General features: G+C 62.8%; 19 protein-coding genes. 7 read left to right on the forward strand and 12 right to left on the reverse strand.

What is annotated here, in order from left to right:
- Window positions 1–12 precede the first annotated feature (12 nt).
- The 3 genes from BM059_RS13310 to BM059_RS13320 all read right to left on the reverse strand — a co-directional run bounded on the left by BM059_RS13310 (window position 13) and on the right by BM059_RS13320 (window position 5,257).
- Window positions 13–1,638, reverse strand: a complete 1,626-nt coding sequence (locus tag BM059_RS13310; protein WP_074939204.1) for a methyl-accepting chemotaxis protein — start codon at window positions 1,636–1,638, stop codon at window positions 13–15.
- A gap of 69 nt (window positions 1,639–1,707) precedes the next feature.
- Window positions 1,708–2,778: an HD domain-containing phosphohydrolase gene (locus BM059_RS13315; protein ID WP_074939206.1), complete on the reverse strand. Its 1,071-nt coding sequence runs from the start codon at window positions 2,776–2,778 to the stop codon at window positions 1,708–1,710.
- A complete protein-coding gene (locus BM059_RS13320; protein ID WP_074939208.1) occupies window positions 2,768–5,257 on the reverse strand; it encodes an ATP-binding protein in 2,490 nt (829 codons plus the stop codon). The genes BM059_RS13315 and BM059_RS13320 overlap by 11 nt, the downstream gene beginning before the upstream one ends.
- A gap of 215 nt (window positions 5,258–5,472) precedes the next feature.
- Here BM059_RS13320 and BM059_RS13325 point away from each other — a divergent pair, with 215 nt between their 5' ends.
- Window positions 5,473–6,102 carry a BamJ family beta-barrel-assembly machinery protein gene (locus tag BM059_RS13325; protein WP_074939210.1) on the forward strand — a complete coding sequence of 210 codons (630 nt, stop codon included), beginning with the start codon at window positions 5,473–5,475 and terminating at the stop codon, window positions 6,100–6,102.
- Window positions 6,103–6,339: 237 nt separating this feature from the next.
- On the opposite strand, the gene BM059_RS13330 is transcribed toward BM059_RS13325, so the two are convergent.
- The 4 genes from BM059_RS13330 to BM059_RS13345 form a co-directional block, all read right to left on the reverse strand.
- Window positions 6,340–6,570 carry a PA4570 family protein gene (locus tag BM059_RS13330; protein WP_037001679.1) on the reverse strand — a complete coding sequence of 77 codons (231 nt, stop codon included), beginning with the start codon at window positions 6,568–6,570 and terminating at the stop codon, window positions 6,340–6,342.
- 174 nt (window positions 6,571–6,744) lie between these two features.
- Window positions 6,745–9,798: a multidrug efflux RND transporter permease subunit gene (locus tag BM059_RS13335; protein WP_037001678.1), complete on the reverse strand. Its 3,054-nt coding sequence runs from the start codon at window positions 9,796–9,798 to the stop codon at window positions 6,745–6,747.
- A gap of 100 nt (window positions 9,799–9,898) precedes the next feature.
- Window positions 9,899–11,041 carry an efflux RND transporter periplasmic adaptor subunit gene (locus tag BM059_RS13340; protein WP_074939212.1) on the reverse strand — a complete coding sequence of 381 codons (1,143 nt, stop codon included), beginning with the start codon at window positions 11,039–11,041 and terminating at the stop codon, window positions 9,899–9,901.
- A 145-nt stretch (window positions 11,042–11,186) separates the two neighbouring features.
- Window positions 11,187–12,812: a methyl-accepting chemotaxis protein gene (locus tag BM059_RS13345; protein ID WP_074939214.1), complete on the reverse strand. Its 1,626-nt coding sequence runs from the start codon at window positions 12,810–12,812 to the stop codon at window positions 11,187–11,189.
- 199 nt (window positions 12,813–13,011) lie between these two features.
- On the opposite strand from BM059_RS13345, the gene BM059_RS13350 reads away from it, so the two are divergent.
- On the forward strand, window positions 13,012–14,166 hold the full coding sequence (locus BM059_RS13350; RefSeq protein WP_074939216.1) for an L-talarate/galactarate dehydratase: 1,155 nt from the start codon (window positions 13,012–13,014) through the stop codon (window positions 14,164–14,166).
- Window positions 14,167–14,170: 4 nt separating this feature from the next.
- Here the strand turns inward: BM059_RS13350 and BM059_RS13355 are convergent, their stop codons facing one another.
- On the reverse strand, window positions 14,171–15,076 hold the full coding sequence (locus tag BM059_RS13355; protein ID WP_074939218.1) for a LysR family transcriptional regulator: 906 nt from the start codon (window positions 15,074–15,076) through the stop codon (window positions 14,171–14,173).
- Between the two features lie 97 nt (window positions 15,077–15,173).
- On the opposite strand from BM059_RS13355, the gene BM059_RS13360 reads away from it, so the two are divergent.
- Window positions 15,174–16,319 (forward strand): L-talarate/galactarate dehydratase, encoded by a 1,146-nt coding sequence (locus tag BM059_RS13360; RefSeq protein ID WP_074939220.1) that lies wholly within the window; start codon window positions 15,174–15,176, stop codon window positions 16,317–16,319.
- Window positions 16,320–16,375: 56 nt separating this feature from the next.
- On the opposite strand, the gene BM059_RS13365 is transcribed toward BM059_RS13360, so the two are convergent.
- From BM059_RS13365 to BM059_RS13380, 4 genes are all read right to left on the reverse strand, one after another.
- Window positions 16,376–17,896, reverse strand: a complete 1,521-nt coding sequence (locus tag BM059_RS13365; RefSeq protein ID WP_074939222.1) for a tripartite tricarboxylate transporter permease — start codon at window positions 17,894–17,896, stop codon at window positions 16,376–16,378.
- A 9-nt stretch (window positions 17,897–17,905) separates the two neighbouring features.
- On the reverse strand, window positions 17,906–18,415 hold the full coding sequence (locus tag BM059_RS13370) for a tripartite tricarboxylate transporter TctB family protein (protein WP_037001664.1): 510 nt from the start codon (window positions 18,413–18,415) through the stop codon (window positions 17,906–17,908).
- A 66-nt stretch (window positions 18,416–18,481) separates the two neighbouring features.
- On the reverse strand, window positions 18,482–19,459 hold the full coding sequence (locus BM059_RS13375; protein ID WP_074939224.1) for a tripartite tricarboxylate transporter substrate binding protein: 978 nt from the start codon (window positions 19,457–19,459) through the stop codon (window positions 18,482–18,484).
- Window positions 19,460–19,494: 35 nt separating this feature from the next.
- The gene (locus BM059_RS13380) at window positions 19,495–20,889 is read right to left on the reverse strand and encodes an enolase C-terminal domain-like protein (protein ID WP_074939226.1); all 1,395 of its coding nucleotides are present in this window, start codon (window positions 20,887–20,889) and stop codon (window positions 19,495–19,497) included.
- Between the two features lie 547 nt (window positions 20,890–21,436).
- Between BM059_RS13380 and kdgD the strand changes: the two genes are divergently transcribed.
- The 4 genes from kdgD (at window position 21,437) to garD (ending at window position 26,875) form a co-directional block, all read left to right on the forward strand.
- Window positions 21,437–22,348 (forward strand): 5-dehydro-4-deoxyglucarate dehydratase, encoded by a 912-nt coding sequence (kdgD, locus tag BM059_RS13385; RefSeq protein WP_037001661.1) that lies wholly within the window; start codon window positions 21,437–21,439, stop codon window positions 22,346–22,348.
- 110 nt (window positions 22,349–22,458) lie between these two features.
- Window positions 22,459–23,808 (forward strand): glucarate dehydratase, encoded by a 1,350-nt coding sequence (gudD, locus tag BM059_RS13390; protein ID WP_074939228.1) that lies wholly within the window; start codon window positions 22,459–22,461, stop codon window positions 23,806–23,808.
- Between the two features lie 147 nt (window positions 23,809–23,955).
- Entirely contained in the window at window positions 23,956–25,296 is a 1,341-nt protein-coding gene (locus tag BM059_RS13395) for an MFS transporter (protein WP_037001658.1), read from the forward strand.
- A gap of 22 nt (window positions 25,297–25,318) precedes the next feature.
- A complete protein-coding gene (gene garD, locus BM059_RS13400) occupies window positions 25,319–26,875 on the forward strand; it encodes a galactarate dehydratase (RefSeq protein WP_074939230.1) in 1,557 nt (518 codons plus the stop codon).
- The last annotated feature ends 1 nt before the right edge of the window (window position 26,876 follow it).

The raw sequence follows: 26,876 nt of genomic DNA on the forward strand, positions 1-26,876 counted from the left end.
TCCAGTGCTGGTTCAGACCTGAAAGCGCGCGACCATGCCCTGCATGTTGGCAGCCAGGCTCGACAGGGCTCGGCTTGCGGTGCTGGTTTGCTCCGAACCGGCCGAGTTCTGCAGCGACAGATCGCGAATGTTGATCAGGTTGCGGTCTACTTCGCGGGCCACATGGGCCTGCTGTTCGGTGGCGCTGGCGATCACCAGGTTACGGTCGCCGATCTCGGCAATCGACTGGATGATCTGATCCAGTGCGACCCCCGCGCCTTCGGCGATATCCAGTGTCTGCTTGGCCAGGCCATTGCTCGACTCCATGGCGCGCACCGCCTGTTCGGTATCGTTTTGCACGGTGCTGATCATGGTCTCGATCTCACGGGTGGATTGCCCGGTCTTGTGCGCCAGGGCGCGCACTTCATCTGCGACCACGGCAAAGCCGCGACCCGCTTCACCAGCGCGCGCAGCCTCGATGGCGGCGTTGAGGGCGAGCAGGTTGGTCTGTTCGGCGATGCTGCGAATCACGTCGAGTACCTGGCTGATGCCTCGGATCTTGCCGGCCAGTTGGCCAAAGTTGCTCGAGGTCGAATCGACGTCGGCCGCCAACTGGTTGATCGACGACAGTGTCTGGGTGATGCGCTCGCTGCCCTGGCGGGCGATGCGCCCGGATTCGCTGGAGCTTTCCGAGGCACTGGCAGCGTTGCGCGCCACTTCGTCCACGGCGCTGCTCATTTCGGTGACTGCCGTGGCCGCCTGGTCGATCTCCAGGCTTTGCTGGTGCAGGTTGCGCGCGGTGCCATCGGTTACTGCACTCAGTTGTTCAGCGGCCGACGCCAGTTGGTTGGATGCATCGGCAATCTGCTCGATAGTGCCACGTAGATTGCCTTGCATGCTCTTCAATGCCTGCAACAGCTTCGCGGGTTCGTCGTTGCCCTGGGTGTCGATGCTCATGGTCAGATTGCCTCTGGCCACCGAGTCCGCGACCTGCACCGCTTCCGCCAGCGGCTTGACGATGCTGCGAGTAAGAAGCGCGGCCAGCATGACCGTGGCAATGGCAGATAGGACCATGACCAGCAAGGTGCCGCGGCTCGCCTGGGTATAAACGGAATCGGCGGCTTTTGCTGCGCCTGAGGCGCCCTGGCGATTGAGGGCTATCAGTGTATTGAGAGCCTTGACCATGGTGTCTGCCTGCTGGTTCATGGCCCCTGTAAGCAATTCCTGCGCGGCCTGACGGTCACCGTTTTGCAGATGCTGAGCGAGTTGGTCACGCAGTCTCAGATAGGCTGCCTCGGCACTCTTGAACTCTTCATAGGTGCTGCGTTCCTCGGATGAGCTGATCAAGGTCTCGTAGCGGGACTGCACACTCTTCAGGTCATCCAGCAGCTTCTGCGCCAGCGCCATGTTTTCCTGCAACTGCTGTGGGGTCTCGCTGAGCAGCATACGCAGGGTCACGGCGCGCAGACGCAGTATGTCTTGCGTGACGTCGCCCAGGGTATTGAGGCTGGGAATCCAGTTGTTTTCGACCTCGCTGGAGCGGTCATGCATGCTGTTCATCTGCAGCAGGGCAAAACCGCCGAGAGCGAAGACCAGCAGGGCGATCAAGCCAAATCCTATTGCAGCGCGTGGGGCTATGGAGATGGATCTGAAGTTCATGGTGGCAGTACTCGGAAATTGAGAAGGCGATTAACGGGCTGAGGTTTTTCTTATCGTTTTCAAGATCGATCAGTCTCCTTGCGCACAGTCGCTGAGGTCGTGCTGAAGTGTTTCGATCTTCTCGTAGAGGCCTTCGACCAGCGCGACCAGGTCCGGGTCAAAATGTTTGCCGGCTTGTTCGCGTATGTAGGCCTGTGCCTTTTCTGGGGGCCACGGCTCCTTGTAGGGGCGTGGCATGCGCAATGCGTCGTAGACGTCGCAAATCGCGACGATGCGTCCAGACAAGGGAATCTGTTCGCCGCTCAGTCCATTGGGATAGCCACTGCCATCCCATTTCTCGTGATGGGTCAGGGAAATTTCTGCGGCCAGAGCGGTGAGCTCAGAGGCGTGCTGGTCGGTGAGAATGGAGTGGCCGATTGTTGGGTGCTCATGCATCTGCCGGCGCTCATCATCGCTCAGTGGGCCAGGCTTGAGCAGGATGTGGTCGGCGATACCGATCTTGCCGACATCGTGCATCGGGGCGGCCTGACGAATCAGCTTGACCCAGTCGGCGCTCATGCCGTGAGCCTCGGCAATCAACGCGGCGGACTCACCGATACGTACGATATGGTTGCCGGTCTCGCTGTCACGGTAGGCAGCTGCACGCGCCAGGGTACGCACTACTGCGCCATAGCTCTGAGTCAGCTGCGTCGTGCGTTCGCGCACGCGTTGCTCCAGGGTGTGGTTGGCTTCGTGCAGGGCCAGGCTGGCCTGGCTGAGTTGCAGGTTGCTGCGTACGCGCAGGATCACCTCGGGCAGGTCGACCGGTTTGCTCAGGTAGTCGTTGGCGCCCAGCTCCAGGCCGGTGCGACGGCTGACGCTGTCGTTCAGCGCGGTGATGATGATGATCGGATTGCTGCTGCGATCACGGTCGGCCAGGGCGCGGAGGATGTCGAAGCCATTCGGCGCCGGCATGTCCAGATCCAGCAGCAGCAGGTTCCAGGGGTTGTGCTGTAACCACTCCAGCGCGGCGGCAGAATCGGAAAAGCTGATGGTATTGCGCATGCCGAAAGCCTTGAGGCTGGATTCCAGCAAGCGACTGTTGGCGACGACGTCATCGACGATGACCACCCGCGATTGAGTGAAGTCCTTAGACAGCATAACTCGCCTCCTTGCCGGTAAGGTCGCTGACCAATTGGCACAGTTCATTGGCGTCGATGGGCACACCCAGCAAGGCACTACCACCCAGGCTGACCAGATCCTGCAGTTGATCTTCACGGCTCAGCAGTACGATTGGCAGGTCGGCCAGTTCAGCATTCTGGCGCAAGGTGCGTAGCAGGTCGCGTCCGTCCATACCATTGAGCTCTACGCTGAGTAGCAGCAGATCAGGACGTCTGGCCAGCAGAGCAGCCAGTAGCTGGTTGCCGTCGTCGAACTGCAGCAGGTCGATGTTCGCCAGCGCCGTGCTGACGACCTCTCGATTCGTAGCATCAAGGTCGCCGTGATACACGCAGGCCGGGTGTTGCGCCAGCGAGGTGGTTACAGGTCGGCTGGGCTCGACGTAGCGGGTCAGGTCGATCCAGAAACTGCTGCCCTTGTTCGGCTCGCTGTGCAGGCCCATCTCTCCATTCATCAGCGCTGCATATTCCTTGCACAACGATAGGCCAATTCCGGTGCCCTGGATGGCGCCGTTTTCCTGGCCGAGACGCTGGAAGGGTTCGAACAGTAGAGGCTGCAGCTCGCTGGTGATGCCCATGCCGGTATCGCTGACCATCAAGCGCACTCGACCGTCGTGTTCCATGCAGCTGAGGCTGACGCTGCCTGCTGGTGTGTACTTGATGGCATTCGATAGCAGGTTGAGCAGCACCTGGCGCAGGCGGCGCGCGTCTGCCAGTACCGGCACCTGACTCGGCGGCAAGGAAAGCTCTAACTTCAAACCGCGGGCTTCGACCTCGGGTGCTACCAGGTCGGCACACTCGTTCATCAGGGCCACTGCGTCTACTTTGGCCATTTCCAGGCGCGGCAGGTCACTCTGCAGGCTCGACCAGTCGAGAATGTCCCCCACCAGTTGGTTGAGATGGCGGCTGGCAAGCAGAATTTCTTCGAGGTAATCGGTGTCCTGCTGTTGCAGTGGGCCCTGCTGCATGCGCATCAGCTGGGCGAAACCCTGTATCGCGTTCAGCGGTGTACGCAACTCATGACTCATGCTGGAGATGAACTGGCTCTTGGCGCGGCTAGCTTCCTGGGCTTCGTGGCTGGCACGTTGCAGCTGCGTGGCACTGCGCTCAAGGCGCTGGCCCATGGATTCGACGTTATCGATGATGGCTTCCAGTTCGTCGATGGTGGTCGCCGGGCGTTTCGGCTTCCAGTTGCCCTGGCCAATCTCACGGAGCATGGTGACGATGCCACCGATAGGTTTGCGCAGACGCTCGGTCAGCTCGCGGGCGCGGCCCCACATGAAGGCAAAGAACACCAGATAGAACAGCACCAGACCGCCGATCAGCAGGTAGCCGATGTTGCGGTAGTGGCTGGCGAGTTCGTTGGTCTGGCTGAATACCTCCATCTCATCGACCACCGTCAGCAGATGCCAGTCGGTGGATGGGATCGTTGCCCAGGCGACCAGGTGTGGACGGTCGTTGAGAGTGACGGAAAGCACGCCTTTGTCCCGCTGCGCAATGGCGTTGGCGAGGCCTTCGGTATCGGCACGTTTGAGCAGATTGAAGTCCTCGGGTTTGAACAGTTCCGAACTGATGGCTTCGTCGTAGGAGTGGGTGGTCAGTTCATCCAGGCCGAAGTCGTCCTCTCCGGCTGGAGGCAAGGCCATAATGTTCATTTCGTTGCTGACGATCACGCCATATCCGTTCCATGGCACCTCGAGGCTCTGGATATGTTCGAGCAACTTGCCGACGGTGATGTCCAGGCCGACTACGCCTTCGAGAAAGTCCCCGCCTAGCACGGGGGCAACGGCCGAGAGCATCCAGCCCTGGCCTGCTGGGTCGAGGTAGACATCGGTCCAGGCGACCTTGCGTTCGGGGTTGTGCTTGGCGTCAGCGAGGTAATAGAAGTTGTAATCGGGTATCACCATGTCGTGGGGATACTGCGCGGGTGTGTCGAACCAGGGATAGATGCGGTTGTAGCTGTCCCAGCTGTTGAAATAGATGCTGGCCACCAGCGGGTTCTGCTGCACGATTTCGCGCATCAGCGGATCGAGCCTACCCAGGCGCGCGACTTTCTGCAGGTCCTGTTTCTCTGGGGGCGTCACATTGGAGTAGAAGGATGCCGCGCCGCCGTCATCGCGAGGGCTGTAACGCACGCCGCTGGGCGTTATAGCCAGTTCTGCCGGTGCGATTGGCTGGCTCTCGTCCAGCGTCTGTTGGGTCAGGGCTACGTAGGTGTTGGTGAGACGGGCGATATGACCGAGTTCGCTTTCGACCAAGTGGGCTTCCTGGCCAGCTGCAGCCTGCAGATCGTTCAAGGCTGTCTCGCGCAGGTGGGATATCTGAGCGTCGCGGATGGATACGTTGGTGATCAGGTAGACGCTGATCAACACTGTCTCCACCAGAATCAGTGGGATCAGAGCCGTTTGCACGAAGGCACGCCATATCCATGTCCGAAGACTGACTCGAGAGCCGTTTTGCATGACGCACGCTCCTGCGTGGTGAGAGGGCGAACGAGGTGATATCAATATGATATCCAGGCTTTCCTTAAGTTAGGCTTAGCTAAAGGTAGTAGCAATTGCGCCAGATCAAGGGTGATTTAGATGTTTCATGCAGGCGGATGAACGGTAGAGATGGGGCGTGTGCGGTTCTGTGCTAGGCTGGCCGGCCTTTTTCATAGCCCCAAGCGGAGCCATTCATGTCCGAACTCAACTTCAGCCCCGATCTGTCCTCCGATGAGGGCCGCGTCAGCTACGGCATCGGTCGTCAACTCGGTGGTCAGTTGCGTGACAACCCGCCGCCCGGCGTTGACCTGACGGCCATCCTGGCTGGTCTGACCGACGCGTTCAGTGGCCAGGCCAGCCGCGTTTCCGAGGCCGAGCTGGGTGCCAGCTTCAAGGTCATCCGCGAAATCATGCAGGCCGAAGCTGCCGCCAAAGCCGAAGCTGCTGCAGGCGAGGGGCATGCATACTTGGCCGAGAACGCCAAGCGTGAGGGCGTGACCGTACTGGCCTCCGGCCTGCAGTATGAAGTGCTGGTGGCAGGCGAGGGCGCCAAGCCGTCGGCCGACGACCAGGTGCGTACCCACTACCATGGCACCCTGATCGACGGCACCGTGTTCGACAGCTCCTACGAGCGTGGCCAGCCGGCTGAATTCCCGGTCGGCGGCGTGATTCCGGGTTGGGTCGAGGCACTGCAACTGATGGGTACCGGCAGCAAATGGCGCCTGCACGTGCCGAGCGAGCTGGCCTACGGCGCCCAAGGCGTCGGCAGCATCCCGCCGCACAGTGTGCTGGTGTTCGATGTCGAGCTGCTCGACATCCTGTAAGCGCAATCGGCAGGCGGATCGTAGGGTGGACAACGCTGTTTTTTGTCCACCATTCGCGACTGCGGTGGACGGATGAAGCATCGTCCATCCTAGGCCGCGTGCCTGGGGACGCAGGCTGTTTCGTCGGTGCGCACAGCGCACCCTACGTGGCGGCCTGATTCAACGAAACGGGGCGCCCTGGTGACAGGGCGCCCCGTTTGCATTTCTCTGGGTAGGTGCGCCACGCGCACCAGTTTCTCAGGACGGGCGCAAGGCCCTCGCATAGCAGTAGAGAAACAGGCTGCGCACCAGTTCTTTGAGCACGATGGGTTCGCTGGAGCTGAGCTCCTGCAGGTCCAGGTCGCCCTGGTCACGCAGTTCGTCCAGCGCTTCTTCTTCGAGCATGGCGCAGACTTCCCCGGTTTCGCGGTTGAGAATGCGCAGGTAGGGATGCGGGCGGTCCAGCCAGGCATCGATCAGGTAGGTCATGGCAGGTCTCCTTGGCCGTCATTACGTAACTGAGAATAATTCCTATTACATAAATAGCAAGGGTTAATTGCGACCTTTTGTCGTTTCCGCGAATGAGGTGCGACGGTAAGGCTGGGCTGTGGGAGGGGGCTTCAGCCGCGACGGTCGCCGCTGAAGCGCCTCCCACAGGATCGGTCAGTGGGCGGGCGCGGCTTGCGCCTGCGGCTCGGCATCCGGTTTGGCCAGCAGGCTGTAGACACAGGGCAGGACGAACAGGGTGAACAGCGTGCCGACGCTCATGCCGGTGGCGATCACCAGGCCGATGTCGAAGCGGCTCACCGCACCGGCGCCGGTGGCGAGGATCAGCGGCACCATGCCGAACACCATTGCAGCAGTGGTCATCAGCACCGGACGCAGGCGGATGGCTGCTGCCTCTTCGATGGCCTCACGCAGCGGCAGGCCCTTCTCGCGGCGCAGCTGGTTGGCGAACTCGACGATGAGGATGCCATGCTTGCTGATCAGGCCGATCAGCGTCACCAGGCCCACCTGGGTGTAGATGTTCATGGTCGAGAAACCGAGGAAAATCGGGATCAGTGCGCCACAGATCGACAGCGGCACGGTGACCAGAATCACCAGCGGGTCGCGGAAGCTTTCGAACTGCGCCGCCAGCACCAGGAAGATGATCGCCAGCGCCAGGGCGAAGGTGACGAACAGCGCGCTGCCTTCCTGGATGTACTGACGCGAGGCACCGGCGTAGTCGAAGCTGTAGCCGCGCGGCGCTTCCTCGCGAGCGATGGCAGTGATGGTGTCGATTGCGTCGCCCTGGCTGACGATGGCCACGCCTTCGATGATCGCCGAGTTGAGCTGCTGGAACTGCTTGAGCTTGGTCGGTCGCGCACGGTCACTGATGCTGATCAGCGTACCCAGTGGCACCATGGCGCCACTTTCGCTGCGCACGTGGTAGTTGTCCAGCCAGCTCGGGTTCTCGCGATAGGCCCGCTCGACCTGGGCGATCACCTTGTAGCTACGGCCGTCGATGGTGAAGCGGTTGATCTCGCCCTCACCAAGCAGGCTGGCCAGGGTAGCCCCCAGGTCTTCCATGGAGACGCCCATCTGCGCGGCTTTGTCGCGGTCGATGTCGACGACGATTTCCGGCTTGTCGAAGGCCAGGTCGATGTTGAGGAAGGCGAATTTGCCCGACTCCTGCGCACGCGCCTTGACCCGTTCGGCCACCTGCAGCAGCGACTCGTAGTCATTCGGCGTGTTGATCACGAACTGGAAGGGCAGGCCCTCACCGGTGCCGGGCAGCGACGGCAGATTGAAGCCGAAGACCTGCAGGCCGGGGATATGGTTGAGCTTGGCCTGGACCTCGGGGAGGATTGCCATCTGCGTGCGCTCGCGCTCGTTCCAGGGCGTCAGCAGGAAACCACCGATACCCGACTGTACGCCGTCGAAACCATTGATCTGGAATGACGAGTAGTACTCGGGGAAGGTCTTGAAGATCTCCACGAACTGGTTGGTGTAGGCGTTGACGTAGTCGAGGTTGGTCGGCTGCGGTGCGTTGGCGAAGAGGAACACGATGCCCTGATCTTCCTCGGGAGCCAGTTCGCTCTGAGTGAAGCTGAGCAGGACCGGGATCAGCGCCATGACGATCACGCCGAACACCACCACTACCGGACGAGTGTTGAGCGTGCCGTGCAGCATCTTCTGGTAACGCTGCTTGAGCTTGTCGAAGATCATGTCCAGGCGATGGGCCAGGCCCGACGGGTTCTCTTCGTGGCGCAGCAGCTTGGCGCACATCATCGGTGACAGGGTCAGGGCGACGATGCCGGAGATGATCACCGCGCCGGCCAGGGTCAGGGCGAATTCCTTGAACAAGGCGCCGGTCAGGCCTTCGAGGAAGCCGATGGGCGCATAGACCGCGGCCAGGGTAATGGTCATCGAGATCACCGGCACGGCGATTTCGCGCGCGCCCTCGATGGCGGCATCGAACGGCGTCTTGCCCTCCTCGATATGGCGGTGGATGTTTTCCACCACGACGATGGCGTCGTCCACCACCAGGCCGATGGCCAAGACCATCGCCAGCAAGGTGAGCAGGTTGATCGAGTAACCCATCAGCTGCATGAAGAACAGCACGCCGATCATCGACAGCGGGATGGTGATCACCGGGATCAGCACCGAGCGGAACGCGCCGAGGAACAGGAAGACCACGACGATGACGATCAGCACCGCTTCGGCCAGGGTCTTGACCACTTCGTCGATGGACGCCTGGATGAACAGGGTGGCGTCGTAGGCGATGGCCACCTTGAGGTTCGGCGGCAGTTGCGCCTCCAGCTCCGGCAGGGCGCCGCGCACTTCCTTGATCACGTCCAGCGGGTTGGCGCTCGGCGTGCCCTTGATGGCGATGTACACCGAGGGAATGCCGTCGAAGGAGCTGATCGAGTCATAGTTGGCCGCACCCATTTCCACGCGGGCGATGTCACGCACCAGCACGCGGGTGTCGCCGAGTGTCTTCACCGGAATCGCGCCGAAGGCATCGGCCGACTTGAGGTCGGTGCTGGCGTTGATGCTGGTGACCACGTACTGGCCTTTCACCTCGCCCGCGGCGGAGAGGAAGTTGTACTTGCGCACCGCGCTGTTGAGGTCGCCAGCCGTGACGCCGTAGGCGGCCATCTTCACCGGGTCCAGCCACAGGCGCATGGCGAACACCTGGTTGCCGAGAATCTGTGCTTCGGCCATGCCGGGCAGCGTGGCCAGCTTGGGCTGGATGACGCGCGACAGGTAGTCGGTGATCTGCGGGTTGGACAGCTCGTCGCTGTAGAAGCTGACGTACATCAGCGCCGAGGCGTCGGCTGCCTCCTTGGACAGCACCGGGTCTTCGGCGTCTTGCGGCAACTGGTTCTTCACCTCGTTGGCCTTGGCCAGCAATTCGGTGAACAGACGGTCGCTGTTGGCGCCGATGCGCGCGTAGATGGAGATGGTGGACAGGTTCTGCTGGCTCGACGAGGTCATGTAGTCGATGCCTTCGGCACTGGCCAGGCTCTGTTGCAGCGGCTGAGTGATGTAGCCCTGGATGGTCTCGGCGTTGGCGCCGGGATAGGCGGTGGTCACCGTGATCAGGGCGTTCTCCATCTGCGGGTACTGGCGGATGGTCAGCTTGCTGAACGCCTGGAAACCGAGCAGGACGATGAGCAGGCTGACCACGGTGGCCAGCACCGGGCGGCGGATGAAGGGATCGGTAAAAGCCATGATGATTTCCTTGGCTGTTGCGGCCTGTGTGCAGGAGCGGGCATCGCGAGCGAACGCGGTGGCTCAAGAGCTTCGCGAGCAGCGCCCGCTCCTACGAGTTCTAGCGTTTGCTGTCGGTCTCGAGCTGCAGCGCCGGGTCGTCGACGATGACGACATGGGCGCCGTTGTCCAACTTGAGCTGGCCGGAGGTGACCACCTGCTCGCCGACCTTCAGGCCCTTGCCGATCACCACCTGGCCGGCACGGCGCTCGCCGGTTTCGACGAAGCGCCGCTCGACGGTCAGCTGGGCATTGCCGTCTGCGTCCTTGAGCGTCTTGCCATCTTCGTCCTGCTTCTCCTTCACCACGTACACCGAGTTGCCGTAGAGGGTGTAGGTGATGGCGGTCTCCGGCACCACGATCTGCGCTTGCTCACCCGGCAGCAGCACTTCCAGATTGGCGAACATACCCGGCAGCAGCTTCTCATCCGGGTTGCTCAGGGTGGCGCGGACCTGCAAGTTGCGGGTCTCGTTTTCCACCTTGGGGTTGATCGCGGCGATGCGGCCTTCGAACTGCTCGTCGGGGTAGGCGGCGACGCTCAGGCGCACTGGCTGGCCGACCTGCAGCTGCGGCGCGCGTTGCTCCGGCAGGAAGAAGTCGACGTGCAGGCGCGACAGATCCTGCAGGGTGGCGATGGTGGCGCCCGGCGAGAGGTAGTCGCCGGTGTCGACCTGACGAATACCGATGGTGCCGGCGAACGGTGCGTTGATGCGCTTCTTGTCCAGTTGCGCCTTGAGTTGGGCGACACTGGCCGTGGCTTTCTGCAGGGTCGAGGCCAGGCGATCAAACTCGCTCTTGGAAATGTTCGAGCGGCTGACCAGGCTGCGCCCGCGCTCATACTCGATCTGTGCCAGGCTGCGCTCGGCTTCGGCGGTGGCCAGGCTGGCGCGTTCCACTTCGCTGTCGAGCTGGATCAGCGGCTGGCCCAGGGTCACCTTCTGCCCCGACTCGAACATCACCTCGCGGACGATGCCGTCCACTTCCGCGGCCAGGTCCACACCCTGGAACGCCTTGAGCGTACCGATGGCCGGCAGACGACCTTGCCATGGCTGCTCTTCGGCATGGGCGGCGGACACGCTGATAGCCGGCTGCGGCGCCGAGAACATCTGGATCTGCTGGTAGATGGAGAAGCCTTTGTAGGCGGCGAGCGCGAGTACCACGACGAGTACCACGCCGAGCATGATGAGCATGCGACGGAGCAACATATTCCGTTTCCTTGGCAAGCTGAGAGGGGCCTGGGAATAGGCAAGAGAGGCACCTTAGTGCCAGTTGTGTTCGCTGTCAAAGCGTCTCGTTTGCGTCAAGTACGGCGCATGTTCGGCACCTCCCTGTGCCGGTCTGATAATGAGCTCAGGAGCCCAGGCGGCGGGTGACTTCGCCCAGTTGCCCGGACATGTCGTGCAGGTTGCGGCTGGCCATTTGCGTGCGCTCGACGTTGTCCTGGTTGGCACTGGCGATAGCGGTCAGCTCGGTGAGGTTGCGCGAGATATCCTCGGCTACCGAGGTCTGCTCTTCGGCGGCGGTGGCGATCTGCTGGTTCATGTCGCGGATGGCTTCCACCGCTTCGGTGATGCGCTGCAGCATGGCGCCCGCCGCGGTTACCTGGGTCACACCCTGTTCGCTGCGCTGCTGGCCGCTTTCGATCGCGCGCACAGCGTTCAGGGCGCCGCTCTGCACGGTGTCGATGATCTGGTTGATCTCGGCGGTCGATTCGGCGGTGCGCTGGGCGAGATGACGCACTTCGTCGGCGACCACGGCGAAACCGCGGCCCTGCTCGCCGGCGCGGGCGGCTTCGATGGCGGCATTGAGGGCCAGCAGGTTGGTCTGTTCGGCGATGCCACGGATCACTTCCAGCACCTTGCCGATGCGCCCGCTGTCGCTTTCCAGGCGGCGAATCACTTCGGCGGTATTGGCGATCTCGCCGCGGATGTCGGTGATGGTGGCGATGGTCGACTGCATCACCGTGCTGCCTTGGCGTGCCGAGTCGTCGGCATCGTTGGCCGCATGCGCGGCATCGGCGGCATGGCGTGCTACTTCCTGCGCCGTGGCAGACATCTCGTGCATGGCCGTGGCGACCTGATCGGTGCGCTCGAACTGCTCGCTGACACCCTCGGTCATGCGCGAGGCGATAGCGTTCAACTCGTTGCTGGCGCTGTCGAGGTTCTGCGTGCTCTGGTGCAGGCGCTCGCTGGTACTGGCGAGAAAGTCGCGTAGTGTATTCGCGGCGCGGGCCAGCAGTCCCAGCTCATCCTGACGGGTGCTTTCCACGCGTTGGCCGAAGCGGCCTTGGCTGAGCTGATCGACATGGCCGATCAGGTGGCGGATAGGGATGATCAGATTACGGTTGACCAGCCACAGGCTGAATATGGCGATGACCAGGGCGGCAGCCAGCATCACCACGGTGCCGCTGACAATGGTACGCGCGGCGCTGGCGTTGATCTGTTCGGCTTGGCTCAGGCTGTTCTGGCGCAATTGCTCGACCAGTGCAGTCATCTGCTCACTGGCCGCGCGGTCGATACCTTTCACTGCTGCATCGCCGGCTTGGGCGTTGGCGCCAGCGGCCACGAAGGCGTCGCGGCCCTTGCGGTAATTGCCACCAAGCGCCTGATGTTCGCTACGTAGGCGTTCGACCTGCGTCTTCAACGCCGGGTCGGCAGCGGCGACCAGAGTCAGTTGGCCGAGAATGTCCTGCACCTTGCGCTCCTGCGCTTCGAACTGGCTCCAGTAACGTTGCAGGTTGGCGCGGTCCTGGCCGCGCAGCAGAACGTTCTTCCATTCCTGTACCTGGATCTTGAATTCGACGTTGGCTGCGTCGATCAGGCGGGTTGACTCCAGTGGCCCATCGAGCAGGCTGCGGTAGGACTGAATACCGCTGGAGAGGAAGCTGAAGCAAGCCAGGGCGGTGACCAGGATCAAAGCCAGGCTGCCGCCGAGCAGGGCGAGAATCTGCGCGCGCAGGGATTTTTGCAGGAACATGACGGGATGCCTCGGAAGTCAGGCGGAGCGGGACACATTCAGCGTAGTTGGTGAATGTTGCAGATTCGTGAAATGTCTAGATGAGTTGTGGCGATCAGGATGAGGCTTGAATGATTGCGCAATCATCTTAATCTGGCTCGGGTTGTCTATTTTCGGCGGCCCAGCGGGGGGCGTCGAGTTTCATCACGAGGAAGATGCCATGACCGATAACTCCATCCCACGCGCTGACGATGACCGCATTACCTGGCTGAGCCTGCGTTCGGTCGCCCTGCCGCTGGCCAACCCGATCAGTGATGCCAAGGTGCTGACCGGCCGGCAGAAGCCGATGACCGAGATCGCCATCCTGATCGCCGAGATCGAGACCCGCGATGGTCACCGTGGCCTAGGTTTCAGCTACTCCAAGCGCGCCGGTGGTCCCGGCCAGTTTGCCCACGCCCTGGAAGTGGCGCCGAACCTGATCGGCGAGAACCCCAGCGATATCGCCAAACTCTGGGACAAGCTGTGCTGGGCCGGCGCCTCGGTCGGTCGCAGCGGCCTGGCGACCCAGGCCATCGGTGCCTTCGACGTGGCCCTGTGGGATCTCAAGGCGCGTCGTTCTGGTCTTTCCCTGGCGCGTCTACTCGGCAGCCATCGCGATTCGGTACGCTGCTACAACACCTCCGGCGGTTTCCTGCACACGCCGCTCGATCAGTTGCTGAAGAACACCGAGATCTCCCGTGAGAAGGGCATCGGTGGGATCAAACTCAAGGTCGGCCAGCCCGATTGGGCGCTGGATATCCACCGCGTCAGCACGGTGCGCGAACACCTGGGCGAGAGCTTCCCGCTGATGGTCGATGCCAACCAGCAATGGGACCGCCCGACTGCGCGACGCATGTGCCGACGCCTGGAGCCATTCGACCTGATCTGGATCGAGGAACCGCTGGACTGCTACGACGCCGAGGGCCACGCCGAGCTGGTGCGCCTGTTCGATACGCCAATCGCCACTGGCGAGATGCTTACCAGTCCGGCTGAACACTGGGAGTTCATCCGCCAGCGTGGCGCCGACTTCCTTATGCCCGATGCGCCGCGGGTTGGCGGGATCACGCCTTACCTGCGTGTGCAGACCCTGGCCGAGCAGGCCGGCATGACGCTGGCGCCGCACTTCGCCATGGAGTTGCACGTGCACCTGGCCGCCAGCCACACCCGCGAGCCGTGGGTCGAGCACTTCGAATGGCTGGAACCGCTGTTCAACGAGCGCCTGGAGATTCGTGACGGACGCATGCAGGTGCCGACCCGACCAGGCCTCGGCCTGAGCCTCAGCGAGCAGGTCGCCGGCTGGACGGTGCAGCAGGCGGAGGTTGGCAAGCGCGGCTGACCTGTTAGCTCGGCGGATAGATGTCTCGAGCCGCCTGGCGCACGGCATCGATCAATGACGGCAAGGCCGGATTGTCGTTGTCGTCGCGCCAGACCAGATGCAGCTCCCCGCACACGCCTTCTGGAAGCGGCAGGTCGCGGAAGCGCACCTGCTCGAAGCGAATGGCGCTGGCGCTACGCGGCACCATCGCCAGGCCCATGCCGGCATTGACCAGCGACAGGATGGTCAGGGTCGAGCCCAGCGCCTGCACGAACTCTGGCTGAACGCCTGTGGCGCGAAACAGGCCGGTGTGCAGTTCGTTGAAGGGTTGCCAGGCGGTATGCGCATAAAGAATGAAGGGCTGACCGTGGAGCATCTCCAGGGTCGGCCTTGCATGCTGCGCCAGCGGATGTTCGGCGGGTGCGGCCAGCACGAAGGGTTCGCGCAGCAGGCATTCGCTGGCCAGTCCGGGTTGCTGCAAGGGCGCGCGGACGATGGCCAGGTCCACACGCCGGGCGCGCAGCGCCTGCACCTGTTCGAAGGTGCTCATTTCCAGCAGTGCGATATCCACGCCAGGGCGTTCGCGCTTGGCGGTGGTGATTGCACGTGGCAGCACGTCGTACACCGCGCTGGCGACGAAGCTGATATTGAGTGCGCCACTTTCGCCGATGGCGGCCAGGCGGGCGCTCTGTGCAGCGCGATGGGCCTGGTCGAGCAGAGCCTGGGCTTCGACGAAGAAGGCGCGGCCGGCCGCCGTCAACGCCACCGAGCGGGTGCTGCGGGTAAACAGCGTCACGCCCAATTGATGCTCGAGCAACTGGATCTGCCGGCTTAGCGGCGGCTGGGTCATGTTCAGGCGCTCGGCGGCGCGGCGGAAGTTCAGCTCGGCGGCCAGGGTGGTGAAGCAGCGCAGTTGCGACAGCTCGAACACTGATTCAATCCAGGTATCAATTGAGTAGAAAGATAGATTAGACCTGCATCAATACAGGCGTCCATCATCGCTCCACGCTTTCGCGTTCGGAGTGACGATGAGCCTCGACTTTTACACCCCCGATCCGATCACCTGGATCGGCCTGCGCTCGGTGGATCTGCCACTGGCTCGGGCCGTGAGCGATGCCAAGGTGTCCACCGGCCGACAATTGCCGCTGTCGGCCGTCAGCCTGTTGTTCGTCGAACTGCAAACTCGCCAGGGGCATACCGGGCTTGGCTTCAGTTACACCCTGCGCACCGGTGGCCCAGCGCAGTACGCTCACGCCCGCGAGCTGGCACCGCTGCTGCTCAACGAGGATGGCAACGATATCGCCCGTCTCTGGGGGCGACTCAGTTGGGCCAGTGCCTCCATCGGCCGCAGTGGCCTGGCAGTGCAAAGCATTGCGGCGTTCGACACGGCGCTGTGGGATCTCAAGGCGCGGCGGGCTGGTTTGCCGCTGGCCAAGCTGCTCGGCGCCCAGCGTGACGCGGTGCCTTGCTACAACACCTCTGGCGGTTATCTGCAGGCGCCCATCGAGGAGGTCATCGAACGCGCCGGGCAGGCGCTGGCGGGCGGCATCGGTGGTATCAAGCTCAAGGTCGGGCAGCCGAATCAAACTGAAGATTTACGACGCGTGCGGGCCTTGCGTCATGCCCTCGGTGATGAAGTGGCGGTGATGGTAGACGTCAATCAGCAGTGGGATCGCACCACCGCGCTGCGCATGGGGCGCGCTCTGGAAGAGCTGAACCTGACCTGGATCGAAGAGCCGCTCGATGCGCACGATCTGGAGGGGCATGCGGCGCTGTCCGCACAGCTGGTTACCCCGGTCGGCAGCGGCGAGATGCTCAGCAGTGCCGCCGAGGCGTGCGCCTACGTGGAGCGCGGCGCGGTCGACGTGATCATGCACGACGCGCCGCGGGTCGGGGGTATCACGCCGTTCCTGCAGGTTGCCGAGGTGGCCAGGCGGCACGGCCTAGTCATGGCGCCGCACTTCGTCATGGAACTGCACATCCATCTGGCGGCTGCCTACGAGCATGCCACCTGGGTGGAGCATTTCGAGTGGCTGGAGCCGTTGTTCAACGAGCGTCTTGAGATTCGCAACGGTTGCATGCAGGTGCCTATGCGGGCCGGGTTAGGTCTGAGTCTGAGTGAGCGGGTGGCCGGCTGGACAGTGGCGCAGGACGCCTTTGGAGTGCGGGCGTGAGAGGGGAGGTGCTGGTATTCCCCTCGCCGTGTTGGCGAGGGGAAAGGTGGGGCGGGTCAGGTACGCAGGATTTCGTTGATCGCGCTGGGTTTTGGGCGCAGCGCGCTGAACACCTGCCAGAGCACGAACACCAGTGCCAGGCCAAGGAAGGTACCGGCGATGGGGTTGGTGAAGAAGTCGGCGAAGTTGCCGTCCGACAGCATCAGGCCACGGCGCAGATTGGTTTCTGCCATCGGCCCGAGGATGAAGCCGATGATGAACGGCGCCGCCGGCATGCCAGCCTTGACGAAGGCGTAACCGAGCAGACCGAACAGCAGGATCGACCAGACGTCGAACAGGCGGCTGGACAGGCCGAAGGCACCGACCACGCAAAGCACCAGGATGATCGGCAGCAGGATGTGCTTGGGCACGTCGAGCAGCTTGATGAACAGGCGCAGGCCGTAGAACTCCATGAACAGCATCATGCAGGTCGCGACGATCAGGGCGGCGAAGATGGTGTACACCAGCGGACCCTGACTGATGAACAGCAGCGGACCGGGCTGGATGCCGTGGATCAGGAAGCCGCCGAGCATGATCGCGGTGACGGTGTCGCCGGGGATGCCCAGGGTCATCAGCGGCATCATGGCGCCGCCGATACCGGCGTTGTTGGCCGTCTCGCTGGCGACCACGCCGCCGATGTTGCCTTTGCCGTAGGTGTGCCCATCTTTCGCGCGCTTCTTGGCGATGATGTAGGACACCAGGTTCGAGGTGCCCGCGCCGATGCCTGGCAGGATGCCGATACCCAGGCCGATCAGGCCGGAGCGGCCGGCGTTGGGCAGTTGCTCGCGGAACTCCTTGAGCGAGAAGCCAAAGCCCTTGATGTTCTTCATGCTCACCGACTTGGCCTTGCCCTGCACCGCATGGCGGCCGGTTTCGGCGAGCTTGATGATCTCGGCCACGGCGAACATGCCGATCATCACCGTGAGCATGGAGAAGCCGCCATTGAGCTCGCTGACGCCAAAGGTGAAACGGCGCACGGCTTCGACCGGCGCAATGCCGACGGTGGACACGGCGATGCCCAGTGCACCGGCGAACAAGCCCTTGACCATGGAACCGGCCGACAGCGTGGCGATCAGGGTCAGGGAAAATACAGCGATGGCGAAGTATTCATGCGGGCCGAAGCTCAGGGCCACCTTGGCCAGCTGCGGAGCGATGAACATCAGCGCGACGATGCTGAAGATGGTGCCGAGGAAGGAGAACACGATGCCGACGCCCAGCGCCTTGACGCCGTGCCCCTGCTCCATCAGCGGGCCACCGTCGAAGACCGTGGCGATGGAGGAGGGTGTTCCCGGAATCTTCAGCAGGATCGCCGAGATCAGGCCTCCGGAGGTGGCGCCGATGAACAGTGCCACCAGCAACGACAGACCCGTTTGCGGGCCCATGGTGAAGGTCAGCGGCAGGCATAGCGCCACTGCCATGGTCGCCGACAGGCCGGGCACGGCGCCGAAGACGATGCCCATGGCCACGCCGACGGCCATCAGCATCATGATGTTCAGTGAAAAGACGGCACCGAAGCCTTGCTGCAGTAATTCGAGCATGGTCGATCCTCAGATGAAATTGTTCAGCAGGCCAGCGGGCAGCAACAGGTCGAAGGCCTCGCGGAACAGCAGGAAAATGAGCGCAGAGCAGATAACGGCGATCAGTAGATAGGTCAGGTGCCTGGCTTTCTGGTTTACCGGGGTCAGCACGAGGAACTGTAGATACAGGTAAACCACGGTCATGATCGGGAAGCCCACAGGGCCGAGCAGGGCCATGTAGCCAAGGATCAGGCCGAGTGTCTTGATGACGGTCTTCGGTTCGACAATTTCAACAGTTGGCTCTTCGGCTTCTGCAGGAGCCGGACTGGCGGCGGGTTCGGCAGCCGCCTTGGGTTTGGCAAAGGCGCTGACCAGTTGCATCACGCCAAGCAGGCACAGGAATCCGGCCAGCAGTTTCGGCACGGTGGCCGCATCGACGCCGTCATGCCCAGGCAGCTGTTGCGCCATGATCAGGTAGGCAAGGCTGGCGCCGAGCATGGCGATGCCGATGATCAGCTCTTTCTTGTTCAGGGTGTTCATCGTGTACCTCGATGTTCTGAGGCGAAGCGCCGGCTCGAGTCGGTCGGGCCGGCGCTGCGGTATGGCTTACTTGGCCTTGCGCAGTTCATCCTTGAACTGCATGAAGTCTTCGCGGGTCTTGGCCAGAATCTGCTTGGCCTCTTCGGTAGCGAAGAAAGTGACCGGCTGCTTGAACTTCTTCAGGTCTTCAGCGTAGGCAGGCTTCTCGGCGATCTGCTGCATGATGTCGGACATTTTCTTCACGATCGCCGGGTCGGTGCCTTTCGGGAAGGCCACGACGTAGGGCTTGTCCATGGTGATGTCGAGGCCCTGCTCCTTGAGGGTCGGTACATCGCCAATCATGGCGTTACGTTCGTCGTTAGGCTGGCCCAGTGCGACCATCTGCCCGCCCTGAACATAATCCTGCACCGAGCCATAGGAGATGGCGCCCATGCCCAGGCGACCGCCGAGCATGCCGACCACGCGGTCGGACACGGTGCCGCCGTCGACCATCTTCAGTTTGATGTCAGCGAGTTTCTCCAGCATCAGGCCCTGCAGGTGGGAGAAGCTGCCCATCTCGGTGCCATAGGTGATGCTGCCCGGATTGGCTTTGGATTTTTCGATCAGCTCTTTCATGCTGTTCACGCCGGCCTGCTTGGAGGCGACGAACACAGTGCTCTTGTCTACGCCAGCGATGCAGGCCACATCGAAGGTTTCGTAGCTGTCTTCGGTCAGACCGGCGACTTCGTTGACGATCAACTGGCCCGGGTGAGTGAAGAGGATGGTGTTGCCATCCGCCGCAGCGCCTTTGACCTGTTCGGCCGCCAGGGTGCCACCGCCACCGGCGACGTTGGTCACCACCATGGTCTTGCCGGTGATCTCGTTGAAGTACTTGGCCATCATGCGGGCGTTGAAGTCGGTGTCGCCGCCTGGGTTGGCGATTACCACCACCTGGACGGGGCGAGTGGGCCAGTTCACTTCATCGGCGAAGGTGGCGGAATGGGTGGCCAGGACACCCATGCCGACCAGGGCAGAAAGGAGGGAGGCGCGGAATGTTTTTTTCATTGGAATACTCCGGGTTGGGATAAAAGCCGCGTGAGTCAGTCGCGGCCGAGGCTGGGACGTTTCGGGTCATACTGCCAACCCGGAACCAGGTACTGCATGGCCATGGCGTCGTCACGCGCACCGTTGGCCACCTTCTTGTAAAGCTCATGAGCGGCCATGATCCGCTCCATGTCCGGCTCGATACCGAGGCCGGGCTTGTCCGATACCTGCACCTGGCCACCGATGATCTGCAGCGGCTCGCGGGTCAGACGTTCCTCGTCTTCCTGCCAGATCCAGTGGGTGTCGATGGCCGTGACGCGGCCAGGTACGGCCGCAGCGGCATGGGTGAACATGGCCAGGGAAATATCGAAGTGGTTGTTCGAATGCGAACCCCAGGTCAGGCCGAATTCTTCACAGACCTGACCGAGGCGCACGGCGCCTTGCATGGTCCAGAAGTGCGGGTCGGCCAGGGGAATGTCCACGGCCTCCAGGCGCAACGAGTGCCCCATCTGCCGCCAGTCGGTGGCGACCATGTTGGTGGCGGTGGGGATGCCGGTGGCGCGCTTGAACTCGGCCATGATCTCGCGACCCGAGTAGCCATTCTCCGGGCCGCAAGGGTCTTCGGCATAGGTCAGCACGTGGCCTTGCCCTTGGCACAGGGCGATGGCTTCATCCAGCGACCAGGCGCCATTGGGGTCGAGGGTGACGCGGGCATCGGGGAAGCGCGCTTTGATCGCGCGGATCGCGTCCATTTCCTCGGCGCCACGCATCACGCCGCCCTTGAGCTTGAAGTCGTTGAAGCCGTAGCGCGCATGTGCCGCTTCGGCCAGGCGGGCGATGGCCTCTGGCGTCAGTGCGGCCTGATGGCGCAGGTGGTACCAGTCGTCCGCTGCGCCTTTGCCAGCGAGGTAGGGCAGGTCGGTGCGCTCGCGCTCACCTATATAGAAGAGGTAGGCGAGCATCGGCACGCTGTCGCGCTGTTGGCCGCTGCCGAGCAGTTCGGCCACCGGTACGTCCAGATGTTGGCCGAGCAAGTCGAGCAGGGCGGCTTCGACCGCGGTGATCACGTTGTCCAGGCGCAGGTTGATCTCGTGCGGCTGCTTGAGCACGCGTGCTTCGGATTCCGAGGTGACCTGGTGCTGAGTGGTCTGTGGCCCCTTGGCCGCGCCGGCGATGGCCTGACGCAGACGATTGAGTACATGGTTGTAACGGCCGACCGACTGGCCGATCACCAACTCGCGGCAGCGCTCCAGGGCCTGACGAATGCCTTCACCACCGGGCACCTCGCCACAACCGATGCGCCCGGCATTGTCCTTGAGCAGCACCAGGTTGCGGGTGAAGTAGGGGGCATGGGCGCCGCACAGGTTGAGCAGCATGCTGTCATGGCCGGCGACCGGAATGACCTGCATCTCGACGATCTGGGGTGTGCTGCTGCGGGAGGCTTCGTACATCTTGGCTGGGGCTCCGAAACTGGCGCGGCCCTCGGCCGCAATGGCGAAGGGACGGTTCAGTCGTGCACCGGGATCATCGTGCGATCCGCGCGGTAGCAAGTGAGAGCATGGGCAAAGACGGCAACGAGGCCTGCGCGGACTGCGCTGTTCAGGCGGCTGCTGACATCGGTGCGATGGCTGGCACGATGGCAGGGTGGGGCGGCAGTGAAGGTCTGTGACATGACCAGGGCCTCGTTTGTTTTTATTGGAATGTCATAGGTTGTCGTATGACTTGGTGAAATTAGTACCAGTCTGTTCCTGACCTGTCAACGCTGCCCATGGCTAATCATGATTGCGCTGCCATTTCTTCTGGCACGATCATGGAGGCTGCTCTAGTCTGAGCTTTACGCTTTTTGGCCGGTTTCCGGCGAAGCGGACGGGAGCAAGAAAATCTTCGACGAACGGACGATATAAAAACTGGTGTTTTTTTTGTTGTTGTACGATAACGTATCTCTACAGCTACGGCTGACGTCATTCCTCACAACTCGCTTTACAGGGTGTTCGCATAATGAATCCACAAGAACTTAAGTCCATCCTCTCCTCTGGTCTGCTGTCTTTCCCGGTGACCGACTTCGATGCTGCCGGTGATTTCAACCAGGCTGGCTACGTGCGTCGCCTCGAGTGGCTGGCACCGTACGGCGCTTCTGCCTTGTTCGCTGCTGGCGGGACTGGTGAGTTCTTCTCCCTGGCGCCGGACGAATACAGCGCCGTGATCAAGACCGCCGTGGACACTTGCGAGAAGTCCGTACCGATCCTAGCTGGCGTTGGCGGCCCGACCCGCGTTGCCATCCAGATGGCGCAGGAAGCCGAGCGCCTGGGCGCCAAAGGCCTGCTGCTGTTGCCGCACTACCTGACTGAAGCCTCGCAAGACGGCGTTGCCGCTCACGTCGAGCAGGTGTGCAAGTCGGTGAACATCGGCGTGGTGATCTACAACCGTAACGTCTGCCGCCTGAACGCCAATCTGCTGGAGCAACTGGCCGAGCGTTGCCCGAACCTGATCGGCTACAAAGATGGTCTGGGTGACATCGAATTGATGGTGTCGATCCGTCGTCGCCTGGGCGAGCGCTTGACCTACCTCGGCGGCCTGCCGACCGCTGAAGTCTACGCCGCTGCCTACAGGGCACTGGGCGTGCCGGTCTATTCCTCGGCCGTGTTCAACTTCATCCCGAAAACCGCCATGGACTTCTACCGCGCCATCGCCGCGGAAGATCACGTCACCGTTGGCAAGCTGATCGACGATTTCTTCCTGCCGTACCTGGACATCCGTAACCGCAAGGCCGGTTATGCCGTGAGCATCGTCAAAGCTGGTGCCAAGATCGTCGGTTACGATGCCGGTCCGGTACGTGCTCCGCTGACCGATCTGCTGCCGGACGAGTACGAAGCCCTGGCCAAGCTGATCGAAGCGCAAGGCGCGCAGTAACGCCACAGGGGGTCGCTCGCCTCGGCGAGCGACCCAGTCGCGCTTCGGTAAGCCGGGCGCGACAGCCTGAACAATTGTCGAACCCGCATAAGAACAACAGGGTAACGCTCATGACTTCACAGATTCCTGCCGCTGTCGGCACCCCGCTGATCACCGAGCTGCAAGTCGTGCCGGTCGCCGGCCAGGACAGCATGCTGCTCAACCTGAGCGGTGCCCATGGCCCTTACTTCACCCGCAACATCCTCATTCTCAAGGACAGCGCCGGCCATATCGGTGTCGGCGAAGTCCCCGGCGGCGAGGGCATCCGCAAGACCCTCGAAGACGCCCGCTCGATCCTCGTCGGCCAGCCGGTCGGCAACTACAACGCGCTGCTCAACCAGGTACGCCGCACCTTCGCTGATCGCGACTCCGGTGGCCGTGGCCTGCAGACCTTCGACCTGCGTATCACCATTCACGCGGTTACCGCGCTGGAGTCGGCGCTGCTCGACCTGCTCGGCCAGCACCTCGGTGTGCCGGTGGCGGCACTGCTCGGCGAAGGCCAGCAGCGCGACGCCGTGGAAATGCTCGGTTATCTGTTCTTCGTCGGTGACAAGGACAAGACCGATCTCGGCTACCGCGATGAGCGCGATGCCGATGACACCTGGGAGCGTGTGCGCAACCAGACCGCATTGACGCCGGAAACCATCGTCCGTCAGGCCGAGGCCGCGCATGCGCGTTATGGCTTCAACGATTTCAAACTCAAGGGCGGTGTGCTGCATGGCGAAGCCGAAGTCGAGGCGATCCGCGCCCTGGCCGCACGCTTCCCTGAGGCTCGTGTGACGCTGGACCCCAATGGCGGCTGGTCGCTGGATGAGGCCATCGGCCTGTGCCGCGACCTGCATGGCGTGCTGGCCTATGCCGAAGACCCGTGCGGCGCCGAGAACGGCTACAGCGGCCGTGAGGTGATGGCCGAGTTCCGTCGTGCCACCGGCCTGCCGACCGCGACCAACATGATCGCTACCGACTGGCGGCAGATGGGCCACACCATCTCCCTGCAATCGGTGGACATCCCGCTGGCCGACCCGCACTTCTGGACCATGGCCGGTTCGGTACGCGTGGCGCAGATGTGCAACGACTGGGGCCTGACCTGGGGTTCGCACTCCAACAATCACTTCGATATTTCCCTGGCGATGTTCACCCACGTCGCTGCCGCGGCGCCGGGCCGCGTGACCGCCATCGACACCCACTGGATCTGGCAGGACGGCCAGTATCTGACGCGCAACCCATTGCGTATCGAAGGCGGCCTGGTGCAGGTACCGAAAACGCCGGGTCTGGGCGTCGAGCTGGATTGGGACGCATTGGCCAAGGCGCATGAGCTGTACCTGGCCAAGGGCCTGGGTGCGCGTGACGACGCCATCGCCATGCAGTACTTGATCCCCAACTGGACCTTCAATAACAAGAAGCCCTGTCTGGTACGTTGAGCCAAGCCCGCAGTCCTGTAGGGTGGGCTTTAGCCCACCGATTGTAGCCACGGTGGGCTGCATTATTGGTGGGCTAAAGCCCACCCTACGGGGTGTTCGGCCTACCCTACGGGCTTAGCCTTTCCTGTTGTCTCACGAGCCTTGCCGATGCCAGATGCCAAACCGGGTCGTGTGCGCTACAGCATCTTGTTGATGCTGTTTCTGGTCACCACCATCACCTTCGCCGATCGCTCCAGCCTGTCCGTCGCCGGTTCGGCGATGCAAGCCGGCCTGGGTATCGACGCGGTGACGCTCGGCTACATCTTCTCGGCGTTCGGCTGGGCCTATGTGATCGGGCAGATACCGGGCGGTTGGCTATTCGACCGTTTCGGCACCAAGCCGGTGTACACCCTGGCGTTGTTCATCTGGTCGGCGCTGACCCTGCTGCAAGGTTTCGTCGGCTGGCTGCCGACCACCTGGGCGGTGACCTCGATGTTCCTCCTGCGTTTGCTGGTGGGGTTTGCCAGCGCGCCGTGCTTTCCCGGCAACGCACGGATCATCGCCTCCTGGTTTCCCTCCGCCGAGCGTGCCACTGCCACGGCGATCTCCAGCTCGGCGCAATACGCCGCTACCGCGTTGTTCGCGCCGCTGATGGGCTGGGTGGTGCAGGCGATGGGCTGGCAGTCGGTGTTCATCGTACTCGGTTGCCTGGGGCTGGCGCTGTCGTTCCTGTGGTTGACGCAACTGCATGGCCCACGCCAGCACCCGCGTATCGAAGCGGCCGAGCTGGCCCACCTGGAGCGTGGCGGTGCACTGATCGATCTCGAAGGGCAGCGCGGCAGCGCCGGCGGCTCGCAGTGGCGATACCTGGGCCTGCTGTTGCGCCAGCGCACCATGATCGGCATCTACCTCGGTCAGTACTGCAACAACGCCATCACCTATTTCTTCCTCACCTGGTTTCCCGTGTACCTGGTGCAGGCACGCGGCATGAGCATTATCGGCGCCGGTTTCGCCGCCGCCTTGCCGGCCATCAGCGGCTGCGTCGGCGGCGTGCTCGGTGGGTTGTTGTCCGATGGCATGGTGCGCCGTGGCCATTCACTGACCCTGGCGCGCAAGCTACCGATGGTGTTCGGTTTGTTGCTGTCGAGCAGCCTGGTGCTGTGTATTTTTGTCGAGGGCGACACGGCGGTGGTGGCGCTGATGGCCCTGGCGTTCTTCGGCAAGGGCCTCGGTTCGCTGGGCTGGACGCTGGTGGCCGACACCTCGCCACGGCAGATCCTCGGCCTGTCCGGCGGGTTGTTCAATACCTTCGGCAACCTGGCGGCGATCACCACGCCTATCGTCATCGGCTACCTGGTCAGCCTGACTGGTTCATTCGATGGAGCATTGGCCTACGTTGGCCTCAATGCCCTGCTGGCGGTCGTCAGCTTCGGCCTGATCGTCGGCCAAATTCGCAGGGTCGAGCTGGATGAGGGTGCCTCTGGCTCCACATCTGGCTCGGCATCCTGAGCGCATAACAGGAGCACGCAGCATGCAGTTGATTCCCCATCAGGATTCGCCCCGATACATCCGCCTGCACCCGAGCGACAACGTCGGTGTGGTGGTCAATGACCAGGGCGTCGCCGCCGGTGGCCAGTTCGATGACGGCCTGACGGCCATCGAAGGCATCCCGCAAAGCCACAAGGTGGCGTTGCGGGATATCGCCGAAGACGGCGAGGTGGTGCGCTATGGCGAAGTGATTGGCTATGCACTGAAACCTATCGCCGCCGGCAGCTGGGTGACCGAGCAGGTGCTGCGCATGCCGGAGCCGCCGGTGCTGGACAACCTGCCCAAGGCGACCATCAAGGCCGCGCCTGGCGAGCCGCTGGAAGGCTACAGCTTCGAGGGCTTCCGCAACCCGGACGGCAGCGTCGGCACCCGCAATATCCTCGGCGTGACCACCACCGTGCAGTGCGTGGTCGGTGTGCTCGATCACGTGGTCGAGCGCGTGCGCAAGGAGGTGCTGCCCAAGTACCCCAACGTCGACGATGTGGTGGCGCTGTCGCACAGCTACGGCTGCGGCGTGGCGATCAACGCGCCGGACGCGGTGGTGCCGATCCGCACCCTGTACAACATCAGCCGCAACCCCAACCTCGGTGGCCAGGCGCTGGTGATCAGCCTCGGCTGCGAGAAGCTGCAGGCCAACCAGTTGATGGATGGCGACCAGCTCACCAACGGCATGGACGAGGAGGACTGGCTGTTCCGCCTGCAGGATTCCGGCACTGGCTTCAGCGGCATGGTCGAGCAGATCATGGGCATGATCGAGGACCGTCTTAAGGTGCTCGATCAGCGTCGTCGCGAGACTGTGCCGGCCTCCGAGCTGGTGGTCGGCATGCAGTGCGGTGGCAGCGACGCCTTCTCCGGCATCACCGCCAACCCGGCTCTGGGCGTGGCCGCCGACCTGCTGGTGCGCGCTGGTGCCACTGTGATGTTCTCGGAGAACACCGAAGTGCGTGACGGCATCCACCTGCTGACGCCGCGCGCCGCTACTGTCGAAGTAGCCGATGCGTTGATTCGCGAGATGGACTGGTACGACCGCTACCTGCAGCGCGGCATGGCCGACCGCAGCGCCAACACCACGCCGGGCAACAAGAAGGGCGGACTGAACAACATCGTCGAGAAGGCCATGGGTTCGATCGCCAAGTCCGGCAACAGCCCGATTGCCGGCGTCGTCGCGCCGGGCGAGCGCATCCGCGGCAAGGGCCTGTGGTTCTGCGCCACCCCGGCCAGCGACTTCATCTGTGGCACCTTGCAGCTGGCAGCGGGCATGAACCTGCACATCTTCACCACCGGTCGCGGCACGCCTTATGGCTTGTCCATGGTGCCGGTGATCAAGGTGGCCACCCGTACTCAACTGGCCGAGCGCTGGCCGGACCTGATCGACGTCGACGCCGGGCAGATTGTCTCCGGGCGCATGACGCTGGAGGAAATGGGCTGGCATATCTTCCAGCTTTATCTGGACGTGGCCAGCGGGCGCAAGCAGACCTGCGCCGAGCACCTGCGCCTGCACAACGACCTGGTACTGTTCAACCCGGCGCCGGTGACCTGAT

The organism is Ectopseudomonas composti (assembly GCF_900115475.1).
Taxonomy (GTDB): domain Bacteria; phylum Pseudomonadota; class Gammaproteobacteria; order Pseudomonadales; family Pseudomonadaceae; genus Aquipseudomonas; species Aquipseudomonas composti.